15 protein-coding genes are annotated in these 21,884 nt (G+C 33.9%); 9 read left to right on the top strand and 6 right to left on the bottom strand.

Going from position 1 to position 21,884, the window contains the following annotated elements; translation table 11 throughout:
• The first annotated feature begins 275 nt into the window (after window positions 1-275).
• The 6 genes from KCV09_RS03535 to KCV09_RS03560 all read left to right on the top strand — a co-directional run bounded on the left by KCV09_RS03535 (window position 276) and on the right by KCV09_RS03560 (window position 7,872).
• On the top strand, window positions 276-1,238 hold the full coding sequence (locus tag KCV09_RS03535) for a thiamine pyrophosphate-dependent dehydrogenase E1 component subunit alpha (RefSeq protein WP_048763454.1): 963 nt from the start codon (window positions 276-278) through the stop codon (window positions 1,236-1,238).
• Window positions 1,239-1,253: 15 nt separating this feature from the next.
• Complete coding sequence (locus tag KCV09_RS03540; protein ID WP_004946928.1) at window positions 1,254-2,273, top strand: alpha-ketoacid dehydrogenase subunit beta; 1,020 nt, start codon at window positions 1,254-1,256, stop codon at window positions 2,271-2,273.
• 1 nt (window position 2,274) lies between these two features.
• On the top strand, window positions 2,275-3,807 hold the full coding sequence (locus KCV09_RS03545) for a 2-oxo acid dehydrogenase subunit E2 (protein ID WP_212515535.1): 1,533 nt from the start codon (window positions 2,275-2,277) through the stop codon (window positions 3,805-3,807).
• An 11-nt stretch (window positions 3,808-3,818) separates the two neighbouring features.
• Window positions 3,819-5,219, top strand: a complete 1,401-nt coding sequence (gene lpdA / locus KCV09_RS03550) for a dihydrolipoyl dehydrogenase (protein WP_212515536.1) — start codon at window positions 3,819-3,821, stop codon at window positions 5,217-5,219.
• 119 nt (window positions 5,220-5,338) lie between these two features.
• A complete protein-coding gene (locus tag KCV09_RS03555; RefSeq protein WP_048763460.1) occupies window positions 5,339-6,397 on the top strand; it encodes a 2,3-butanediol dehydrogenase in 1,059 nt (352 codons plus the stop codon).
• A gap of 1,028 nt (window positions 6,398-7,425) precedes the next feature.
• Complete coding sequence (locus tag KCV09_RS03560; protein ID WP_212515537.1) at window positions 7,426-7,872, top strand: BLUF domain-containing protein; 447 nt, start codon at window positions 7,426-7,428, stop codon at window positions 7,870-7,872.
• A 111-nt stretch (window positions 7,873-7,983) separates the two neighbouring features.
• Here the strand turns inward: KCV09_RS03560 and KCV09_RS16460 are convergent, their stop codons facing one another.
• Window positions 7,984-8,058: a DUF6500 family protein gene (locus tag KCV09_RS16460; RefSeq protein WP_373868950.1), complete on the bottom strand. Its 75-nt coding sequence runs from the start codon at window positions 8,056-8,058 to the stop codon at window positions 7,984-7,986.
• Window positions 8,059-8,220: 162 nt separating this feature from the next.
• On the opposite strand from KCV09_RS16460, the gene KCV09_RS03565 reads away from it, so the two are divergent.
• A complete protein-coding gene (locus KCV09_RS03565) occupies window positions 8,221-8,688 on the top strand; it encodes a putative hemolysin (RefSeq protein WP_212515538.1) in 468 nt (155 codons plus the stop codon).
• Between the two features lie 739 nt (window positions 8,689-9,427).
• Here KCV09_RS03565 and KCV09_RS03570 read toward each other — a convergent pair.
• From KCV09_RS03570 to KCV09_RS03580, 3 genes are all read right to left on the bottom strand, one after another.
• Entirely contained in the window at window positions 9,428-10,468 is a 1,041-nt protein-coding gene (locus tag KCV09_RS03570; protein WP_212515539.1) for an AAA family ATPase, read from the bottom strand.
• Between the two features lie 2 nt (window positions 10,469-10,470).
• Entirely contained in the window at window positions 10,471-10,671 is a 201-nt protein-coding gene (locus KCV09_RS03575) for a helix-turn-helix transcriptional regulator (RefSeq protein WP_228301571.1), read from the bottom strand.
• Between the two features lie 119 nt (window positions 10,672-10,790).
• Entirely contained in the window at window positions 10,791-11,606 is an 816-nt protein-coding gene (locus KCV09_RS03580; protein WP_212515540.1) for a hypothetical protein, read from the bottom strand.
• Between the two features lie 126 nt (window positions 11,607-11,732).
• Between KCV09_RS03580 and KCV09_RS03585 the strand changes: the two genes are divergently transcribed.
• A complete protein-coding gene (locus KCV09_RS03585; protein ID WP_212515541.1) occupies window positions 11,733-15,734 on the top strand; it encodes an NACHT domain-containing protein in 4,002 nt (1,333 codons plus the stop codon).
• Window positions 15,735-15,784: 50 nt separating this feature from the next.
• On the opposite strand, the gene KCV09_RS03590 is transcribed toward KCV09_RS03585, so the two are convergent.
• On the bottom strand, window positions 15,785-16,792 hold the full coding sequence (locus tag KCV09_RS03590) for a hypothetical protein (protein WP_212515542.1): 1,008 nt from the start codon (window positions 16,790-16,792) through the stop codon (window positions 15,785-15,787).
• Window positions 16,793-18,518: 1,726 nt separating this feature from the next.
• Here KCV09_RS03590 and KCV09_RS03595 point away from each other — a divergent pair.
• Window positions 18,519-20,444, top strand: coding sequence for a nuclease-related domain-containing protein (locus tag KCV09_RS03595; protein WP_212515543.1), 1,926 nt, complete (start codon window positions 18,519-18,521; stop codon window positions 20,442-20,444).
• Window positions 20,445-20,566: 122 nt separating this feature from the next.
• On the opposite strand, the gene KCV09_RS03600 is transcribed toward KCV09_RS03595, so the two are convergent.
• The gene (locus tag KCV09_RS03600; protein ID WP_212515544.1) at window positions 20,567-21,787 is read right to left on the bottom strand and encodes a tyrosine-type recombinase/integrase; all 1,221 of its coding nucleotides are present in this window, start codon (window positions 21,785-21,787) and stop codon (window positions 20,567-20,569) included.
• Window positions 21,788-21,884 lie beyond the last annotated feature (97 nt).

The following is a 21,884-nucleotide window of genomic DNA, read 5'->3' on the forward strand; positions in this document are numbered from 1 at the left end:
ACCAATAATATAAAACTGGGCAAAAAACATATCATATAAAATAAAGGTTGGTTAAAGGTTTGTTTTAGCATGTATATGAATAATATAAAAAAATTACAAATTTTTTTGATTTTTTAACCTTTTGTTTTTTATGTTGATCTTACTGATTTAAAAATTAATTTTTTTTAGTCTAATATAAAATTAGAGAAAAATATTCTTATATAAATATACGGTTTAAAAATCTGATTATTCAATTTTGGATTTCTTTTTTAGCGTAATCAATAAGGAATAAATATATGCAGTTAACGGAAGAGCAATTGCTAGCAGCATACAAAAGAATGCGTGATATTCGTGAATTTGAGGATCGGCTTCACGATGAAAACAATACAGGTGATATCCCAGGATTCATTCATTTATATAGCGGTGAGGAAGCAGTTGCTGTAGGTATTTGTGAAAACCTAACAGACAAGGACTTTATCACATCAACACATCGTGGTCATGGACACTGTATTGCGAAGGGGTGTGATATCCACGCCATGATGTTAGAGATCTTTGGCAAAGATGAAGGACTGTGCCGTGGTAAAGGCGGCTCAATGCATATTGCAGACTTAGATAAAGGTATGCTTGGTGCAAATGGTATTGTGGGCGGCGGCCCACCTTTAGCAATTGGGGCTGCTTTAAGTGCCAAAACACTTAAAACGGGTGGTATTGGTTTGTCGTTTACAGGCGATGGTGGTTCAAATCAGGGTTTAACTTTCGAAGCTATTAATATGGCGGTGGTGTTAAAGCTTCCTGTCATTTTTGTTTTTGAAAATAACGGGTTTGGTGAAGGCACGGCACATGATTATGCTGTAGGCAGTAAAGATATCGCAGGCCGAGCAGGAGGCTTTGGCTTACCTGCTGAAAAAGTAGATGGAACAGACTTTTTTGCTGTGTATGAAGTTGCACAAAAAGCCATTGAACGTGCCCGCCGTGGTGAAGGCCCGAGTGTGATTGAAACGGTAACCAACCGGTTTTATGGACATTTTGAAGGTGATCCGGGGCTTATCCGTTCTAAAGAAGAGCTGGATTATGTGAAAGAACATAAAGATCCATTGAAAATATTCCGTGAAAAAGTCAAAGACAAAATTGACGAAGCCAAACTCGATGCGATAGATGCTCAGTCTAAAGCCAATGTAGACGATGCCGTTGCAAAGGCACGTGCAGCTAAGTACCCAGAAGTTTCTCAGTTACTTACCGATGTATACGTCTCTTACTAAAGGAATAGTAGAAAAATGCCAAATAAAAGTTATCGAAACGCAATTAAAGAAGCAATCGAATTAGAAATGCGCCGAGATCCAAGTGTTATTGTGGTTGGTGAAGATGTTCGTGGTGGACATGGCGGTAAAAATACCGATGACAATAAGCTGGAAGGTTTTGGCGGAGTACTTGGCGTAACCAAAGGCCTATGGACTGAATTTGGCTCTGAACGAGTCATTGATACGCCAATTACAGAATCTGCGATTATCGGTATGGCGGCAGGTGCTGCTGCTACAGGTTTAAGACCGGTAGCAGATTTAATGTTTATGGATTTTTATGGCGTGTGTTATGACATGCTTTATAACCAAGCGGCGAAATTCCGCTATATGTTTGGAGGGAAAGCCAAAGCACCACTCGTTGTACGCGGCATGATTGGTGCGGGTTTTTCCGCTGCAGCACAGCATTCTCAATCACCATATAACGTGTTTGCGTCGGTACCTGGTTTAAAAGTGGTGGTGCCTTCTAGTGCTTACGATGTCAAAGGATTATTGATTCAAGCCATTCGAGATGATGACCCAGTGGTCTTTTGTGAACACAAAATGTTATACGACATTAAAGGCGAGGTACCCGATGAAGCCTACACCATTCCTTTTGGTGTCGCAAATTACACCCGTGAAGGCACAGATATCACGATTATTGCCTTAGGCCTGATGGTACATCGTGCCAATGACGTTGCCGACAAGCTAGCAAAAGAAGGCATTTCGGTTGAAGTGGTTGATCCTCGTACCATTTCTCCACTAGACGAAGATGGCATTTTAGAGTCCGTAGCTTCAACAGGTCGGGTGGTGATTGTAGATGAATCTGCCGCGCGTTGCGGTTTCGGACACGATGTGGCTGCACTTATTGCCCAGAAAGGCTTTCATTATCTTAAAGCACCAATCGAGTTAGTCACTCCACCACATTCACCCGTACCATTTTCACCTGTATTAGAAAAAGAATGGCTACCAAGTGTAGAACGCATCGAGCAGGCTGTACGCAAGACGTTGGAGGCTTAGGATGAGCGAAATTAAAACCTTAGAAATCCCAAAATGGGGTTTGTCCATGGAAGAGGGCACAATTGCCCAATGGCTGATTCAGGAAGGTACGCAATTTAATAAAGGACAGGAAATTTGTGAAATTGAAACCACAAAAATCGTCAATGTTCTGGAAGCACCTTTCGATGGCTTGCTACGAAAAATTATTGCTAAAGATGGTGACACACTAATTGTAGGTGGAGTCATTGCAATTTGTGCAGACGCTCAAGTTTCCGACGCAGAAGTTGAAGCATTTGCACAGTCATTAGGCGGCACACCTGCGGTAACTGAAAATAAAGCGGTAACAGCAGTTCCTGAAAAAGTAGCTGTAACTCAAGTTGAAACCAAAGTACAAGCTGCTCCTAAACAGAACAGTGTTGGTAATGGATCAAAAGCGGTGACTCAGGGCGGATATTCTATTCCTGCTGCGTTACAAGGCTACCAGCAAAACAATGATATTTTTGCAACGCCGCATGCCTTGAAATTGGCTCAAAAGCACAATGTAGACTTGTCTCAGATTAGGGGTTCTGGGCGTGAAGGTCGTATTAGTGTTCAAGATATTCAGACCGCAGTTCAAGCCGCTGGTGGTTCATGGCCAGATGTACGTCATCAAGCCTGTACGAAAGCTGCGAAATCTAAAGCAGATGATAGTCATGTTTTGGCAACACCTGTTGCCCGCCGTTTGGCCAAACAATGGGACATCAATTTGCATGATTGCCGTGCATCGGGTTCACGTGGACGAGTCTGCAAGGAAGATGTTGAAGCTGTCTATCAACGTGAAAACCCTATAAATGCTCAACATGATCATACGCAACCGACAGAGTCCGCACAATTTACCACTGTAGTGATGAATGGTATGCGTAAAGCAATCGCTTCAAGGTTACAAGCGGCAAAACGCAATGCACCACATTTTCGCTTAACGATAGACCTAAATGTTGAATCGGTTCAGGCTTTGCGTCAGCAAATTAACAATTCGGTGCCGCAAGTCAAGCTGTCTATTAACGATATGCTGATTAAAGCTGCTGCTGCCGCACTGATCAAAGTTCCACAGGTTAACGTTCAGTTTGATGAAGAAAATCAGCAGATTCTACAGTTTGAACAAGCTGATATTTCGGTTGCTGTGGCCATCGAAAATGGACTGATCACACCAATTATTAAAGCAGCGAACCGTAAATCTTTGGCGCAGATTTCCAATGATATGCGTGATCTAGCGACACGTGCCAAAACTGGAAAATTAGCACCTGACGAGTTTCAAGGCGGTAGTTTCAGTATTTCCAATTTGGGGATGCTGGGTATTCAACAGTTTGATGCCATTATTAACCCACCTCAAGGTGCGATTCTGGCCTTAGGTACAGCAGAAAAACGTGCTGTCGTCGAAAACGATGAGATTGTTATTCGTGAAATGGTGACAGCGACTTTATCTTGTGATCATCGTGTCATTGATGGTGCGTTGGGTGCTCAATTCTTATCGGCATTGAAGCAGTTTGTCGAAAATCCTGCATTAATTTTGGTGTAGGAGGAATAGCCATGTCAGATACACAATTTGATCTTGTAGTTATTGGTGCTGGTCCTGGAGGCTATGTCGCTGCGATTCGTGCAGCACAACTGGGATTAAAAACGGCAATCGTTGAAAAACAACACTTAGGCGGAGTCTGTCTGAATTGGGGATGTATTCCAACCAAGGCATTATTGAGCGGGGCTGCGCTTGCGCAGCAGTTCAAACATGCAGGACAGTTTGGTTTTACGCTTAACGCGATTGATTTTGACATTCAAAAACTGGTCCATCATAGCAGACAGGTTTCTGAGCAACTGGTGCAAGGTATCGGTCAATTATTGAAAAAAAATCAAATCACTGTTTTAAATGCAACAGCTCAATTTGTTGCCAAAGAACGATTAGAGCTTACAGATGCGAATGGTCAAAAACAGCAGATTTCTGCACCGCATATTATTGTCGCAACAGGTGCACGTGCAGCCAATTTGCCTCATATTGCTGTAGATGGCCATCAGGTCTGGAGCTATAAAGAGGCTTTGGTTCCAGAACAATTACCAAAGTCTTTACTGGTCATTGGTTCGGGTGCTATAGGCAGTGAGTTTGCAAGCCTATACCAAGACTTAGGCTGCCAAGTCACCTTGGTTGATATTGCCAAGCAGATTCTCCCTAGCGAAGACATTGAAGTTGCGAAGTATGTACAAAAGCAATTTGAACAGCAGGGTATGCAGGTTTTAACCGAAGCAACTGTAAAAAAAATAGAAACTGATCAGGCTCAATTACATTGTCATATTCAAACTGCCACAGGTGTGCAAGTCATTAGCGTTGAAAAGGTACTTTCAGCTATTGGTGTGAAACCAAATACTGAAAATCTGGGACTAGAAGCTTTAGGTGTCGAATTTGAGAATGGTTTTATTAAAGTCGACTCATGGTGCAAAACTAATATTGTGGGCGTATATGCAATTGGCGATGTTGCAGGCGTACCGTGTTTGGCACACAAGGCTAGTCATGAGGCTATTCTTTGTGTAGAGAAAATTGCAGGCCTAGATCATGTACATGCTTTAGATCGTACACAAATTCCGGGCTGTATCTTTACCCATCCGCAAGTGGCCAGTATTGGTCTGACAGAACAGAAAGCGAAAGCTGCGGGCTTGAATATCAATGTGGGTAAGTTTCCTTTGCAAGCCAATGGTAAGGCATTGGCTTTAGGTGATAGCACAGGATTCATTAAAACTATTTTTAGTCAGGAAACAGGTGAATTGTTAGGTGCTCACATGGTTGGGCATGAAGTTACCGAACATATTCAGGGTTTTGCCATCGCAAAATATCTAGAAGCGACGGATGAAAGCTTAGCGCAGGTCATTTTCCCTCATCCTACTTTGTCTGAAGCGATGCATGAGTCGGTTTTATCTGCAATGCAAAGTGCAATTCATATTTAAGGAGTCCGCAATGTGCCTAGAGGTTTAGACAATAAAGTTGCATTAATTACGTTATAGGTCAGTTTATTTTGACAAATGGCGGAATGGTTTAGCGTTAGTATCAACATAAGGAATACATGATGAAAGCAGCTCGTTTTTATGACCGAGGGGATATTCGAATTGAAGATATCCCTGAGCCGAAAGTACTTCCAGGCACCGTTGGAATTCAGGTTGCATGGTGTGGTATTTGCGGTACAGATTTACATGAATTCATGGAAGGCCCAATTTTTATTCCACCATGTGGTCATCCACATCCAATTTCAGGAGAGTCGGCACCTGTAACAATGGGACATGAATTTTCAGGTGTGGTTTATGCAGTTGGTGAAGGCGTAGATGATATCGAAATTGGACAACATGTCGTAGTTGAACCCTATATTATTGCTGACGATGTACCAACTGGCCCACATGATAAGTATCATTTATCAAAAAATATGAATTTTATTGGTTTAGGCGGGCGTGGTGGCGGTCTTTCTGAAAAAATTGCAGTTCAGCGCCGTTGGGTACATCCTATTTCAAATGATATTCCTTTAGACCAAGCAGCGTTGATAGAACCTTTATCTGTTGGTCATCACGCCTATGTCAGAAGTGGTGCAAAAGCAGGTGATGTAGCATTGGTTGGTGGAGCTGGCCCAATAGGCTTACTTTTATCCGCAATTTTAAAGGCCAAAGGTCTTACGGTTATCATCACTGAGCTAAGTGCAAAGCGTAAAGAAAAAGCGATAGAGGCTGGTGTTGCCGATTATGTACTGGATCCATCTCAGGTTGATGTGGTAAATGAAGTAATGAAAATTACCCAAGACCGCGGTGTAGATGTTGCTTTCGAGTGTAGTAGTGTGAATAAAGTTATGGATACACTCGTCGCAGCGATGAAACCAACGGGTGTCGTTGTAATTGTTTCTATTTGGAGCCATCCTGCCACGATTAATGTACATAGCGTAGTAATGAAAGAACTAGATATACGTGGCACGATAGCTTACGTCAATGACCATCAGGAAACTATTCGTTTAGTTGAGCAAGGCAAGATTAATCTAGAACCTTTTATTACCCAACGGATTGCTTTAGATGATCTTGTTTCTAAAGGCTTTGAAACATTGATTCATAATAATGAGTCTGCTGTAAAAATTATTGTTCATCCTTAAATGAATATTGCATATGAAATAAAATTATTTTTTGCTACTACGTTTTATCAATTCATATAGTTTATTGATCTAAATTGATTTTGATTATTCACCCTGCTTAGGCAGGGTATACAAATAAGATCAAGAGTGAATATTAAAATATGAATGTTAGAAGCAGGAATAACCAAGAGAACTAACAGCAGAATTAATTCTTATTATGAATACTAATTGATCTAAAATGAAAAATTAATACGAGAAGTAATTTTTAAAAAATGTAAACTGATCAACCTTATTTTCATACAGATGTTGCATAAGCAACTTATTATTCGTCTTTCCAGCACTCTTTTATTTTTAGCTCATTCAAGAAAAGGATAGTACGAATTTCCTATGCGATATTGCCAAAACTCTTAACATGCATGAAGTCAGACCGTAAAGAATAAAATATGGTGCGATGATCACATGATTTCACTTCAAAACACATCATGACATAGGTAATTATCAGGATTCGCGTATACTTCTCCTATCCAAAACTTGTAAGCATAAGAAAAGCTTATGGCTCTATTCATTTCCCCTTATTTTGCAAGACAATTTCTTATCCACGATTCGAGGTTATATATAAAAATTTCATAAAAGCCATTGATTGAAATTTATACAATTTGAATCAAGTTACTAAGAATTTGGAAAAAATGAACTGATCTGTACTCAATAAAATTGTACAAATATGTCGTATTTTGCAATGGAAATGTATATTGAGTCTCGTTAATTTTTTGTGATTGGTAAAAATTCGCAATTAAAATTATTTATCACTACTAATTTTTTTGATTAATAAATTGATTTTTATAAATTTTTTTAATTTATGGCAATACTTTTTAGAAAAATATCACGAATCTTTTATTTGTTAAAATTTACTTAAAAATACGTTTTTTTTCGAGAAGTCATTACTTGTCAAATCTACTTAGAGTAATCTTTTCGTAATTAAAAGCACAAATCTCCCAAGCAAGCATTTGTATTATTTAATTTCTTTAAAATTATGTTAGATCGAGATAAGTATGAATGATGCAAGAATGCTGTATGTAAGTAAGTTGAAAGAGTGTGATAATCCAATGAATGAATTATTCAACATTTTGACTGAATCAATGAACTATAATGCCCCAAATGCAATTTGTGGTGCACTTTACTACGGAAATGGTTATTTCGTTCAATGTATTGAAGGTGATAAAACCAGAATTAATGAGCTTTTTCATAACAAAATCTTAAATGATCGACGTCATGAAAATTGCGAATTGATGTATTGTGAAGATATTAAAGAAAGACTATTTTCTCAATGGCATATGAAATATGCGATTTTCCACAAAGATATCGTGAATTTTTTCTCTCAAAACAATGTTGATCAGTTTAATCCATATACGCTATCGGTTGATACCATTCCTGAATTTATTAATTTACTTTCTAAACAGAAGGATAGCTACTATATGCTTAAGCCCAACAATACGTAGATCTGATCTTTATAGTATGATGCTGAAAGCCTTGATTGGAGGCTTGTTTATATAAAGCTTACCAAAATTTTATGCTGACTCAAAATGATCTAGCATATGTTTGAGAATCCATCATTGAGCTACTTCCATGAGTAGCTCAGCGTAGTCATTTCGACTCTTAAAGAAATCATAAAGCGAAATATCCATTTTTTCATCTTCTCATGCTAATTTTTTAAGTAAATTATTATCTGAAGTGTGGGTTAATAAAGGTTTTCTAAAAATTTTCAAATCGGAATAAATACACTTATCATACTTCATCGAATAATTTTGTCTGATAATATCCTTTTTCCTAAACTGGTTTATGATCTTATGAAAAAAACCCTAATTGGAACACTAGCCTCATCACTTTTGTTCACTGCATGCACATCTAGTAGTATTAGTAATACTAATAATATTAAATCAATTGGTATGCCCAATCCTGCCAGTGTTCATTGTGAAAAAATAGGTGGAAAATCTTCCACCCAAAAAAATTTAGCTGGTGATGAGTTTGCATTTTGTAAGCTTTCAGATGGTTCAGAAGTAGATGCATGGGAGTTATTTAGATCTGCTCATCAACAAGATCATACTAACTTCATAGTTCATTATGATGCTACCAAGAAGCAAAAAGTTTTGAGTAAAATACAGAATCAAAAATTAGAAACAGTATATGTATTAGATAATTTAAGTATCATTGTAGTCTCTGTTCCTCAATCTAAGGTAAAAGAAATTGTTAATGAAATAGAAAAGACAGATGGTGTATTCGGCGTTCAAGAAGACTCAGTGAATCAACTCTATTAATAAAATTTGATATTATTTCCAGCCAATGGATTTAAATTAATTAGAATTTAAAATTAGCGAGTATAGAAATTTCATGCAATGACTGAGTAAAACTATCTCGCTAATTTTATTTTGATTTAACAAAAGTCTAAAAATAATATTTTAGTCATCTGGCTGACTTGTCATACTATCAATATACAACTAGATGTACGACGTTTTCTTTCATGAACCTAACTTCAATAGCTACTAATTCTTGACTCAAAAATTAGTACTCATTAATAAATAAGTGGCTACGAAAATAAGCGTCTATGATTAATTTTAGTAGGAGACATTGCTCATTGCCTATTGCTCTGTAGCGAGGTAAAAGAAGAGAGCATCATAATCTTTGATGAGCCAGAAAAGATGAACTGGTTACATAGTGCTTGCATGAATTTCAAGCATTAAAAAACCACTTAGGATTAATGCACCTAAGTGGTTGTTTTATATGGTGGGCCCAGACTCCACAAAACTTAATTTTAAGTATATGAATTAAATATGAATTTTTTCAAAATAAAAAGATTGGTACATATTTGGATACAGGATAATTTTATGTATCATTTTGTAATTATAGAGACTACTTCATGAATATGGAAAAATTGAAGAAGTTGATATAAGTATCTGATTTTAAATAAGTTCAACTTATTCATGATAGGTTAAGTTAACCCATCATGATCAAGTTAAAAATCAATAAAAACAATAAATTAAATTCAATTTGTTCAACTTATTCACTTTTCAACTTCCACCCCCAATAGTTTGATAATTTTATCGACTCTATTTTTCCTTCTTTCTTTAATCCATTTCTTGCTCTATTCAGCGTGCTCATAGAAATATTTTTTTCAAAACAATACTGATCAAGTGTTTTAGAAGTAACATTCTCTCCACTTTTCAATCTATCTAAAATAAGTTTTTTAGCCTTATCTAATTCAAATAGACTATAATCCGCAACTTCTTTTTCTTTCTTATTCATAACTGTAGAAAGATCTTTATCCTCATAAGCAAGCCATTCTACAGTGGTCGTTTCTATCTGTTGATTATCAATTAAAACTTTTTTAATGTTATAAGAACATACACCATTAAGGCTTGATATATTACTTTTTGCCTTTGATAGGAAATTGATATCACCTTGATTGATTACAACCCAAAGCATACGTGCAAAAGCAACAAAGGCTTGTGAACCAATAACTTTATCTACAAAGTTATTATTCACACCACCTTTAGAAAAGTGGGTAATACCTAAGATTGAACAATTATACTCTTCTGCCAATTTAACTAATGGAGTTAAAGATTTCCTCACCTCATTAGCCTTATGCATATCTCCATCAATTACACATACTATAGGATCTATGATAATTAATTTAATATCGGAGTTTTCTTTTAATCTTGCTTCAAGAAGCATAAAATCTTTTGTCGGATCAAATAAATCTTTCTTTCCTGAACTTAGCATTGTGTCATCTATATAAAAGATTTTATCAGTATCAGCACCATTAGCCGTCAATCTTGGATTCAATGTTGTACAAACTTCATCTTCTGTTGAGTAAATTAAGACACTGCCTGTACTTTCACATTTTTGTCCATCAGGAAATATACCACCACGAGTAAAAATAGCTGCAATATCCAAACAAGCTGTTGTCTTACCTACACCAGCTTCTCCAGCTATCATTGTCAACTTTTGTAATGCTAACCAGTCTTTCCAAATCCATTCAATCTTTTTATTAACCACATTTTTCATGGACAATAAGTTAACAGTTTTTTTTGCAACCATTATTATTCCTGCCCAGCAAACTTAGAATGGTTTTGTTTATTAAGCCACATCATGATTTCTTCTTTTCTAAAATAGACAGGAGCTTGTCTAGTTTCACCAACTTTCAAAAACTTAGGGAAAGTAGGGTCATTTTTAATTAGGTTATCTAGCCCATTTTTTGATAGGCCCACCATTCTACATACCTCTTTTGTACGAATTAACACTTATACCACCTCTCTTAAACTATCTTGGATCAACTTAGTTAGAGGCAGTATCAAAAAAAAGAGTTCTATCAGCACTGGGAGATTTTGAAAAAAAAATCAAAATCCCCTATTGATGGCTGTTATGACAAAAGAGACTTAACAGTTTTATAATCAACATTAATGTCATCAAATAAAATTTGAGTAATAATTACTATCAGAGGTATATCAAAAGGCATAATCTCTTTCGAGAAACTAAAGTTTTTCTTGTGTTTTAATAAATTAATAGCATCAATTTCCTCTACATTATTCAATTCAAATAATTTTTTAACAAAAAAGCCTCTCATTTTATTTTGATCACGTGGCTTTTTAAGAACTTGCTTTTCATTCACGCTTGAAGCAAGGTGATGATGATAATTATTTATCACAGACTTAAAATTTAAATTTTGTTTGTCGTAATTTATTTTATTAATAATATTAATGATAGCTTCATCTTTACTATGATTGTTCAAAGTGATGATATTGGATTGGACTAAGTATTCGAGTAAATTATGTAATTGTGTAAAACTTAATGCATCTTCAAATGCCTCAATTGGTAAAGGCCCTTTATCTGCATGAGACTCGAACTTTTGATAATTTTTTTCGTATTGTAAACACCAATTTTCCTTTTCCTTTATGGTCATTAAAGCCCACTCAGAAGAATCACTCTCTTGAAAATCTAAAGCTTCGCAATAAATTAAATTAATGATAAATATATCAATAAGATGTAATCTTTCAATAAACTTTACCCGAAAGTTATCTGAATCAAGCAATTCAATTATTTTATTATTACTATTAAAATTTATATCTAATGTTTGAGCTATTTCAGCTAGAAACTCTACTTTACTTTTTTTATCCGTATCATATTGGTTAAGGAATTCGATTATCTCGTTTTTTCGGAAAACTTCAAAATTTCTCATTCGTATAGCTTTGTAACCTGTGACTAAAAAAATTATAGACTAATCTTAAATCATAATTAAAATTCTTTATCATATTCATCTAATTGATAAAACCACTACTAGTATACAAATTTAATAGGGAGTTCTATGTCACAATCATCCGAATTAGCTGGGGGCGATGGCTTCACTTTCGAAGGGCATGTTGCAGCATACTATTTAGCAGCTTTGTTAGCAAAAAGGAAAACAGGTGGTTGTGATGGCGATGTAGTGGAGGTTGCAACACAACAAAGAAATTTTGATAAGCCCTTGGATGATATAATTATTACTTGGAAAGATTATTCAGATCGATCTGGTACTACTAGCCTACAGGTCAAAAGAGAAGTAATTATAAGTAGTGCTAAAAATAACAAGGATTTTAGGGAAGTTATCAGAGATAGTTGGTACACATTTCAAAAAAAAGAATTTAAAAAGGGGGGTGATAAGTATGGGATGGCTATTGGTTATATTGCTCCAAAAAATTTAAGAGCATTGCGGAATCTTTGTGAAGCTGCGAGAGAAAGTAATGATGCTATACATTTCGAAAAAAGATTCTCGGTTGGTAGTATTAATAAAATTCAATTAACAATAAAAAATGATATTGAAAAAATTTTAAGAGAAGAATGTGGTGTAGCTCTAACTATTGAAAATTTAAGATTATTTCTTTCACACTTTATTATTACTCAATTTGACTTTCTTCATGAAGGAGCACTTAGTCCAGCTGAAGCTGAAACATATCTACGTGAGTTCCTTGCACCAGATCAAACACATTTAGCTTCTTTGGTATGGTCACATTTTCATACCATTATTCGCATATCTGGAGCGAAATCGGGTAAATATGATTATGAAAGGTTAGTTAATGATTTAGCTAAAGTAATTCCTGTCGGAGCCAAAAAGCTTCTAGGCACTAAGACTAAATTCCTAGAAGATTCTTCAAATTATATACAAAATAAATTTAGCAAAATTCCTGTTTTAGGAGTTCAAACTCCGATTTCTTTGCAGTCTTGCTGGATACCATTAAAAGCTACAATTGTTGAAAGTAGTGCTTATAATTCAAATAATCTTGAGATTGCTTTAAAAGATTATCATGATTTTCATGAGCTAAAAATAAGGGATCAAATCAAGATAGATGCATCTTCATTTGGTAGATTTGTAAGACAGGCTGTAATTATTGGTGGTCCAGGTATAGGAAAATCAACCTTATTGAAAAAATTAGCTTTGGATTACTCATTAGAAAGAAAATTAGTAATTTTTGTTAAGCTGCCAACTTTATTAACATATTTAGAGGACAAAACATTATCGTTTGAAGAGTGCCTTTTACATTGCGGTTTTGAAAATAGCTTAGACCTCATTACTGATTATTCTATATTTAAGGATTCTATTATTCTTGGTGATGGATTAGACGAATGTGGAAATCGTCAGTCAATAATTACGAATGCCTTTCATCTATTTTCTCAAAAATACAAAACTTCTAGAATCCTACTTAGTTCAAGACCTATAGGGTATGTCTCAGGCCTTCTAGGGGATTGGCGACACTATCAATTGCAGCCTATAGAAGAAAATAATATTTCTGATGCTGTGACTAAAATAATTAAAGCTTTGGAGGCGAAAGATACCAGATCCATAGACAAAAAAGTTGATCTTATACAGCATCAAATAAAATCAAAATTTGTTAAAGGATTGGCATCAAGAAGTCCTTTAATCTTATCTCTCATGTCTGTTTTAGCATTAAAATCGGATGAAATAGCTACAAATCGTGCTTCCTTGTATAGACAGTTTTTCAGCTTAATTCAAAAAAATGCTACCGAAAGACAAATAGATATAACTCCTAATTCAAGTATAAGATTAGAATTTTTATATGCATTAGGTTATGTTCTTTACAGTAAAGATCTTCCACTGTTAGATGAAATTTATGATGAACTAACAAAAATTTTGATAAAGCAATTAGGGGGGAATATATTTGAAATAAAAAGATTTATTGGTGAGTGCATTAGCTATTGGGAGGAAATGGGCATTATTGAACAAGTTCAGACCCTTACAGAATCAACAATAACATTTATCCATAAAACATTTTGTGAATTTACATTCGCTAAGTACATAGAAAACTGTAATTATGAGATGCAGAAAGAAGTTTTCAACCACTTCTATAATGATTCAAACTTCATAGAGGTTATATCTTTTCTTAGTCATTTAGGTTTAAGCAATACCATATTAGAGTTTTTACGAGATTTAAGCATTGAAGATAAGAAATTAAATCTATCAAAATATCTAGAAGTAATAATTGAATCTTCTGTAGACTGGAACAGTAAAAATGTCGAAGAGTTTTTAGAATTATGTTGGCGAGAAACTAATAATATTTTTTCTACTCATAGATACCATGCTGGAGAAGCTCTTTACATTGCATCTTCTCACTGCTGGCAGATGATGATAGGTAAAATCGAAGTATATAAAAACAGCGACGATGAATGGGTTAAAGCGATAGTGAACGCCTGCCTTTTATCAAATGAAGAGTATCCTGTTTCAAATGAATATTTATTGGAATGTTTGGAGTTTTTTAAATCGGGATTTCCGTCAAGAAGCGAGTTGAGTAGTAGTGTTGTAATTAGATTTAATGATCCTTTAGATAAGATGAGAGATGCTTATATTCTTCATCTTACTAAAAGAATAGTATCACAGCATTTACTGCACCCAGAAAGTAAAAATATTTTAGAATCTTATTTATTAAGTATTTTTGGACGGTTAAGTATTAACTTGGGCTATAAGCTGAAAGATATTTTTAAAAAATTTAATTTAGATTTAAAAGTACAGAGAGATTCACTTTTAGCTAATAATCACGAAATTTTTAATAATTTTCAAGCATACAAAGACTGTGATAGAAATTTCTTCTCTATATTTATTTATAACTATGATGAAAAGGACATTGTTTTAAACAGAAACGAAGAAAAGTACTTCGAAATGGGTGCTTTTTATAATTTATTAAATTTGCATCAGACAACATTAGATTGTTTTTCTATATTTTTTCAACCTGTCACTTCAGTGGATGACATTAGAATAATAATATTTGAAAACCTTGCAAAACTTGCAGGACTGAATTATAGCGTACTACAAAGGCAAGCTAAGATAAGATTGCAGATGCTAGATAATGAAGAAATGCTCTATTCTATATTTGGAGATTTGCCAGAAGTTGATATAGCTATCGACTATAAAAATACCAATTTGAGTATAGAGATTTTACCGTATATCAAACATGCAATTCTTTTAGATAACGGCATTTTATCTTATGCTGCTACTCGAATAGCTTTAGCTTTTGTAAATAGCTTGGAATTCGAGAATATGGTATGTGATTTGATTTTCGAAGGGCAAGGTGATGATTTACACTATTCTGCTTATTTAGGGACTTTTATTCCTAATGAAAGATTTCAACAAGTATTATTTGAAAAATTAACTACAAAGAATCTTACGCAAGGATGTCAAAATTTATTTAAATTTCTTGATCCTAACTTTAATCAAAACCTATTTTGGGATGCGATATACAAAGCTCTTTCATCATCTAATCCGTACATAGCATTATCTGCAGTTAAGTCAATACCAAACGATTTACTTGAACCAAAAATCATCGAAAAATTAGCTCAATACTATGAAGATTGGAAGTTAAAAGAGAAGCCTTATCCTGAGAATGGAGGTGCTGTTCCAACAACACCTAGAGAAGAATTAGTCAAGACTCTTTTACCTTTCTATGTGAAAGATGTAAGTTTCTTACAAAAAATGACTTCCGATTGTAGGCCAGAAATTAGGAAGCTTTCAGTTAAACCATTAGTAGATTTAGCAAAGAAAAATCTGACAGTAAAACAATGGATTGTTTCAAAAGTATCTAATGAGAATTTACTCATCGACTGCTTCAAACTAGCTATACAAAATAAAGTTTATCTTGATGATTATGAAATGATCTTACCTTTTTTATCTCATATAAAGCCAAGAGTTCGTTATATTGCTACAACTGTTTTGTATTATGAAACAATTCCACCTGAAATTGTTAATAAGCACGCAGAATTATTGTTAAAAGATCCTGTAATCGAGATTAGAGAAATTGCACATAATATTTTAAAATCTTAACTTACTAAAATTATCTTTAGATCAATTAATTTACAATTGATCTAAAGATACTAGTTTGTATTTAAAAAACTATCAATTTCATTCCAATCACAATTTTGAGCTAGTCTTCTTGGTAGCTCAATATCGTAATTTATGTAGATCTCCCTTCTTAAGCAATACTCTTCATAACTTTCAGCATAAAGCTCTAATCTCGGTAAAAAATATAACTTCAAAGTCGGTAGATTTTGATGATCCCATCTTTGCTTAGATCGACTATATATAAACAATTTTCCCAATGTATACAGTCTTCCTACTTGTTGTCTCATCCCTCTAAAAACAGCATAGGTTTGAAAATATGACTGCCATTTAACAAGATCTTCAATTGGTTTAGCTTTATTAGTCTGTGAGACATAGCGGTTAATAATATTAACTAAATCCATCTTCTTTTTAGCTACAACTTCTTTCTTCCATCTCCAAGTCCAACTAAAGGGTTTACTTGGCGTTTTATAAAATTTATCGGAATTGGATTTATATTTTTTGTGAGTCATCCGAACAAGTTCTGCTGAATATCCTGCAAAATCCATCTCTAAATAAGGTTTAGACATGATGAAATTTAAAACTTCATCATCTTTAAAGTAGTCATGGATTAAGTCAGTTTCAGCAATAATAAGCTCTCTAGAAAAAGATAACTCTTCTATTTCAAAAATTTTATCTTTGCCGATTTGCTTTTGCTGTTCAGTAGAACGAATTGACTGTTTACTGTGTTTATGGCTGTTAGGCGTGGTGATTAATAAAATAAATTGCCATCTATTTTCATACATCACATTTTGAACAATCAGATCTGCAATTGGCTTTCCTGTTTTCAGTCGATAATTTCTTTGCCGACTTGTTAAATTCAGATCATATCTGATCGTGAGTTTCTCAATTAATTTCTTGATATTGGTGGTTGAGCTAATGCCATCATCAATGATGAATGATGAATGATGAATGATGAATGATGAATAAAAGTAAGCTCCACGAGTCACTTTATCCTGAATTTTTTGTGCTGTGTACTTGGTATGAGGGCTGTAATCAATCATCTTTTGTCATCCAACAATACATTTCTGCTGTAAAGCAACAATCCACTTTTTCCCTGTGGAATCCCATCTCTGCGTTTGTGTCAGTCAACAATAGAAATCACCTAAATTAAGGCATTTTTTACTTTTGAGCTTTGTTCAAAACAGCTATGGCAAAGCCATAGCTTTATAAATGATCACCTCACTTTGTAAGGTGGCAATTAAGTAGTTCCTAATGACGACACAAACCTCATCAGTTAAATTTATATTATTTTAAATTTATTATCAATATTATTGATATTTAAAATTAGATGTACTAATATGAAATTATCAATCGAATAGTGGACTGACCATCCATCCTTAATTTTCTTCATTGAAGTTTTGGATGGGTTTAAGACCACCATTCAAAACTTTGATACATATTGCCGTGAGTACCTGAACTAACCATTCTTGTACTGCCGATGTAGCGGACTGCTGGGGAAACCTCGCTCGGTACGTTGCAACGGGGGCTGGAGAGCTGCAATGCTCTTCTTCTATCCGTTCATTCAACTTGGATTTAAGAGTTCCTATATGCTTTGCATATAAAGTTGTTGGGCGACAAGGACACGGGAACTTATAAGGAATTTATTCCGAAATGGTCATCTGGTTAGGAATAGCCAGATTAGATTTAAAACTTTGTTTTGAATTGAAGCCCTGTTCAAAGTGATACAGTCAGGAGCAGCACAGGATGTGCGATAGTCTCCGTTAATAGCTGAGTGTGTATGCTTGATCGAGGCAAGTGAACAACTTGCGAAAAGTATGCTCATTTCCAATCACGATGGCTGCTGAGAGTACCGTAAGGTACTAGGACTTCGAGTCTAACGGTGGAGAAGTTGGCAACATTTAGCGCAAGCTGAATGGGTCGCTGGATAGCTTAAACGTGTAACGGCATTAATCGATAGATGCTGATTGGAGTGTAAGAGTTTTACCCTTTATAAAGTTGTGTATACATCATATCCCGATAAAACTAAGGAACTACGGTTGGGGGAAACAGGAAGTATGTATGCAAGCGAGAGGATAAACGGTCTGCACATTAAGACACTTTGAAATAACTTGGGAAGCACTGTATGAAGGACTTGAATTGGTTAAAAGTCTATCAATTTATACAGTGTGGGAGCGATGGCAAGTAGCGCATATAAAGCAAGTTTTTACTTGTGGAAATTGTGGTACAGATCTTCATACTAAGATTTGTACTAAGTGAGATAGCTAGCTTAAAGCGAATCCTAAAACAGTCTGATTGATCAGATTGCTCACTGCGAAAGCTTGAGTCGGCACATATGAAAGTATGTTCGGCAATATGTAAGAAGAAGGTTAAGGGAATACTTGGTCGTATTCCTGTGTTTGGGCTTGGTCGCTCAAACTAGACCATGATTGATAAAGTATAAGTATTCTGAAGTTTGGTCACTGAAGAAATACTACTTATGCGGAGTTGCTAGGTTCTTTCCAATCTAGTTAATGTTCACACGGACATTAAAAATATAAGTGTCTCGCTCTTCCATCTTAGGCGAGAAAAAGCTAAATCCTAGATTTAGAAATTTGAAGTGGAATATGGCTTAAGCCAGCATGAAAAAACAGAGCAGCCAATAAAGGCGTTAAAATTGAACAAGGAAATGTTCTTAAAACCTTTTTAAGGCTACACCCGTTTAGGATGTAGTCTTTTCTATTAAATTCTATTAAAATCAAAAGATTAATCATTAACACATTTTTTATTATGATAGATATTAGTCAAATTATTAGTTCAGCAAAAAAATACGATTTTAATTCACTAGAAAATCTTCTGAATGATATAGAAACACATAATTTAGAATCCACTCTAGAAAGCATCAATTATCATGTAAATTTGGTAAATCAACGTTCAACACCCAAAAGTGAAAGAGTTATTAGTTTTAGAAATTTATTAGAAAAATATTATCTAGAAAGAAATATTCAAACAAATATTTTTCAGAATATTAAAACTATTGAATTCTTATATAATGAAATTTTAAATAAAAGAAATAAGATTCTTGGAAAATTTAAGAGCCATGAAATATTAAAAACACAATTTTCCCTTGCTCACAGCTTATACAATCGAATCTTAATGCACTCAGACGTTATACATAAATCCATTTCAGAGGGAAAGTATAAGTTTTTTGAAAACTCTATAAATGCAAAGTCTGAATATTTTAGTGGTAAGGATTTATCGAGTCATATTGAAGAGTTATCTAAAGTATTTTATATGAATTTAATTATATCTTCATATGAAAATAATTGGTTTAATAAGAAGTCACTCGAATCTATCGTTCCTTTTGAGCTATTAACTATAGAAGAAAATAAAGCAGAAATTATCGAAAAAGCTGAGATATCACAACATCTTTTTTTAAATTCTGGATTATGGGATATAACTGAAGATTTAGATTTTAGATTACGTTTTTTTAAAAATGAAATAGTAATAGATGAAAAAAATATTATTCATACAAGTCAAATATGGGAAGATCTAGGCAATTATGCATTAATTGCTAAAACTAGACTTGAAAGATTGATTGTTCAACAAACATTTGAAGCTTCTATCGCACTCTATAAAATCGACTTATTAAATGAGGATGATCTAAATTATTTATCTATTGCTGCACTTTTTGAAAACCTCTATTACATTGATATTACAAAAGACAATGAATTATATAAAAACCTCACTATAAATGAATGGGTTAAATCCTTACAAGCACTTAGAGAAATTTCGAAAACAGAAGGGTTTACACTTATCAACTATGATATTTTCTTTAAAGTATTAGAAAAATATGGTATTCCAAAATCTAAAAACAGAATAGTTTTAGAGAATTTCACATTTAGATCCACTAGCAAAGATTTATATAACACACCTATTTTGAGATTTTCAAATAATCACATACTTGTATTTCCTTTAACAATGTTTGCCCCTAATATTTTCACAATAATTAGCTCAATATTTGCTGACAATAAGTTAGCAATAGAAGATAAAGGTTATGATTTTGAGGATTATGTTTTTTCCTTTCTAAAAGAACAAGAAAGTAAAACAGAAAATTTTAATGTTACACAGCCCACATTCAAAAATAATGATGGTGAATTTCAGTATGATGCAATTATTGAATGGGAGAACTACATTTTTATAATTGAATGTAAAAATAGATCTACCCCTGATACAACCGCCATGTCTTTAAAAGATTTTAAAGAAAAATCTGAAAAATATATTAATCAACTTCTACGTTTAAGAAGAGGATTATTAAGTTACCCAAAAGAACATAATATTAATATTAAAGATAAAATTATTGTGCCAATTTTACTAAACTCACTTCCTTTTTCTTTAGATTACACATTATCTGATATCTATTTCTTAGATTTCTCAAGTTTTTCTAAGTTTTTTCAATCCAAAGACCTATATATGAAATCAGCCTTTAAAGGTGAGGTTAAAAATGAAAAAATTATCCATAGCAATTGGTCTTCTGACAAACCATGTATTGAAGATTTTATAAGATTCATAGAAAATCCATTTCATGTAAGTCAATTAAAATCAAATATTAAAGAATTCACTACAACTCATACTATTGGTGACTATGAGATATCTTTAGATAGAAAATATATTGATCTTCAATCTGAAGAATATGAACAACTTCTACAAGTTTAATATAAATAAAATGACAAAATTGACAGAATTTTTATTCTGTCAATTTTAGGCTAGTCCCTTTTAAAATAATAAATAAGCTTATTCTCTAGATTACAAAATTAGCAATAAAAGACAATCTTAAATCAATCTACCACTGCTGCACCACTTACACTATTAGTAAGATAATCAGCCCACCACTGCATTATCATGATTCGGTCTTCCAAGTGTATAGACTTATCATATGTAGCTTTTACACCAGTTTTTTTATGTGCCAAACATTCCTCAACAACTTGTCCGAGGCCTGCAAATTGAGTATTCAATGCTGTAGAAGCAATATGGCGAAATCCATGCGGACTTTGCTTTCCTCTATATCCAATATTTTTTAATGCATTATTTAATGTTGCTTCACTCATTGGTTCAGATAAACTATCTCTACTTGTAAATAAATACTTTGAAACTGGACATAATTCCTTTTGCAATTTTATTAATTTGACCGCTTGCATTGGAAGAGGAACAACGTGTCTAATCCCACACTTCATTGTTTCTGCGGGTTTTATCCAGAGTTTTCTTTGTAAGTCAAAATCTTCCCATTTTGCCAATCTCAATTCTTGAGGTCTAGGGAATAACAATACTAACAACTCTAATGCGATTGAGGTCGATCTATTACTATATCCCTGAATCAATTTTAGTAATTTGGGTAACTCCTCAATTGTTACATGCTTCATATTCCCATTACTGGTTTTATCTAAATATTTATTAATTCCATCTAAAGGGTTTAAAATAACTTGACCTTTAAATTTAGCTAAGTCGTATGCACTTCTTGTATGAGTGACAAGTTTTTTAACACGATTATAAATTTTCTCTTCTCTTTGTAGTTTCAGAAAAAATTCTAACCATTCTTCTGAACTTATCTTTCTAAAATCCCGATTCTCAAATGTAGGGAAAAGCCATTTTTCTATTGAATGTTTTTCCTTTTTAAAAGTTTTAGGAGTCCAATTGGCATATTTATGATCTAGCCACGTATAAAGTAAATCTTTAAAAGTAAGTTTATGATCAATTAAATTTTTCTGTAGTTCAGCTGTTGTACTCAGAATATCCTCATTATTATTTAACTTTACAGATACTTCAGAACACTTAAGTCTTGCTTCTACTAATGAAATTTTTGGATAAGAACCAATACTAAGACACTTCCATTTTCCTTGTGGGTCTTTATATCTAACTTGCCATGTAATTTTTCTAGTTGGAGAAACACGAAAATACAATCCTAAGCCACAAGGAATTCTGAACTCCTTGTCTTCTGCCTCAATATTTTGAATATGTGTATCTTTAATTTCTCTTACTTTCTCTAATGCTTGGCGTTTCATAATAAGCTCGTGTATCCGATTTATTTTGAAGGTTAATAGATACAGAGTTGGATACACAATAGAGCAGGTTAAGTGGGTTTAAGTAAGTTTAAGTAAG

This window comes from Acinetobacter soli (assembly GCF_018139125.1).
Classification (GTDB): domain Bacteria; phylum Pseudomonadota; class Gammaproteobacteria; order Pseudomonadales; family Moraxellaceae; genus Acinetobacter; species Acinetobacter soli.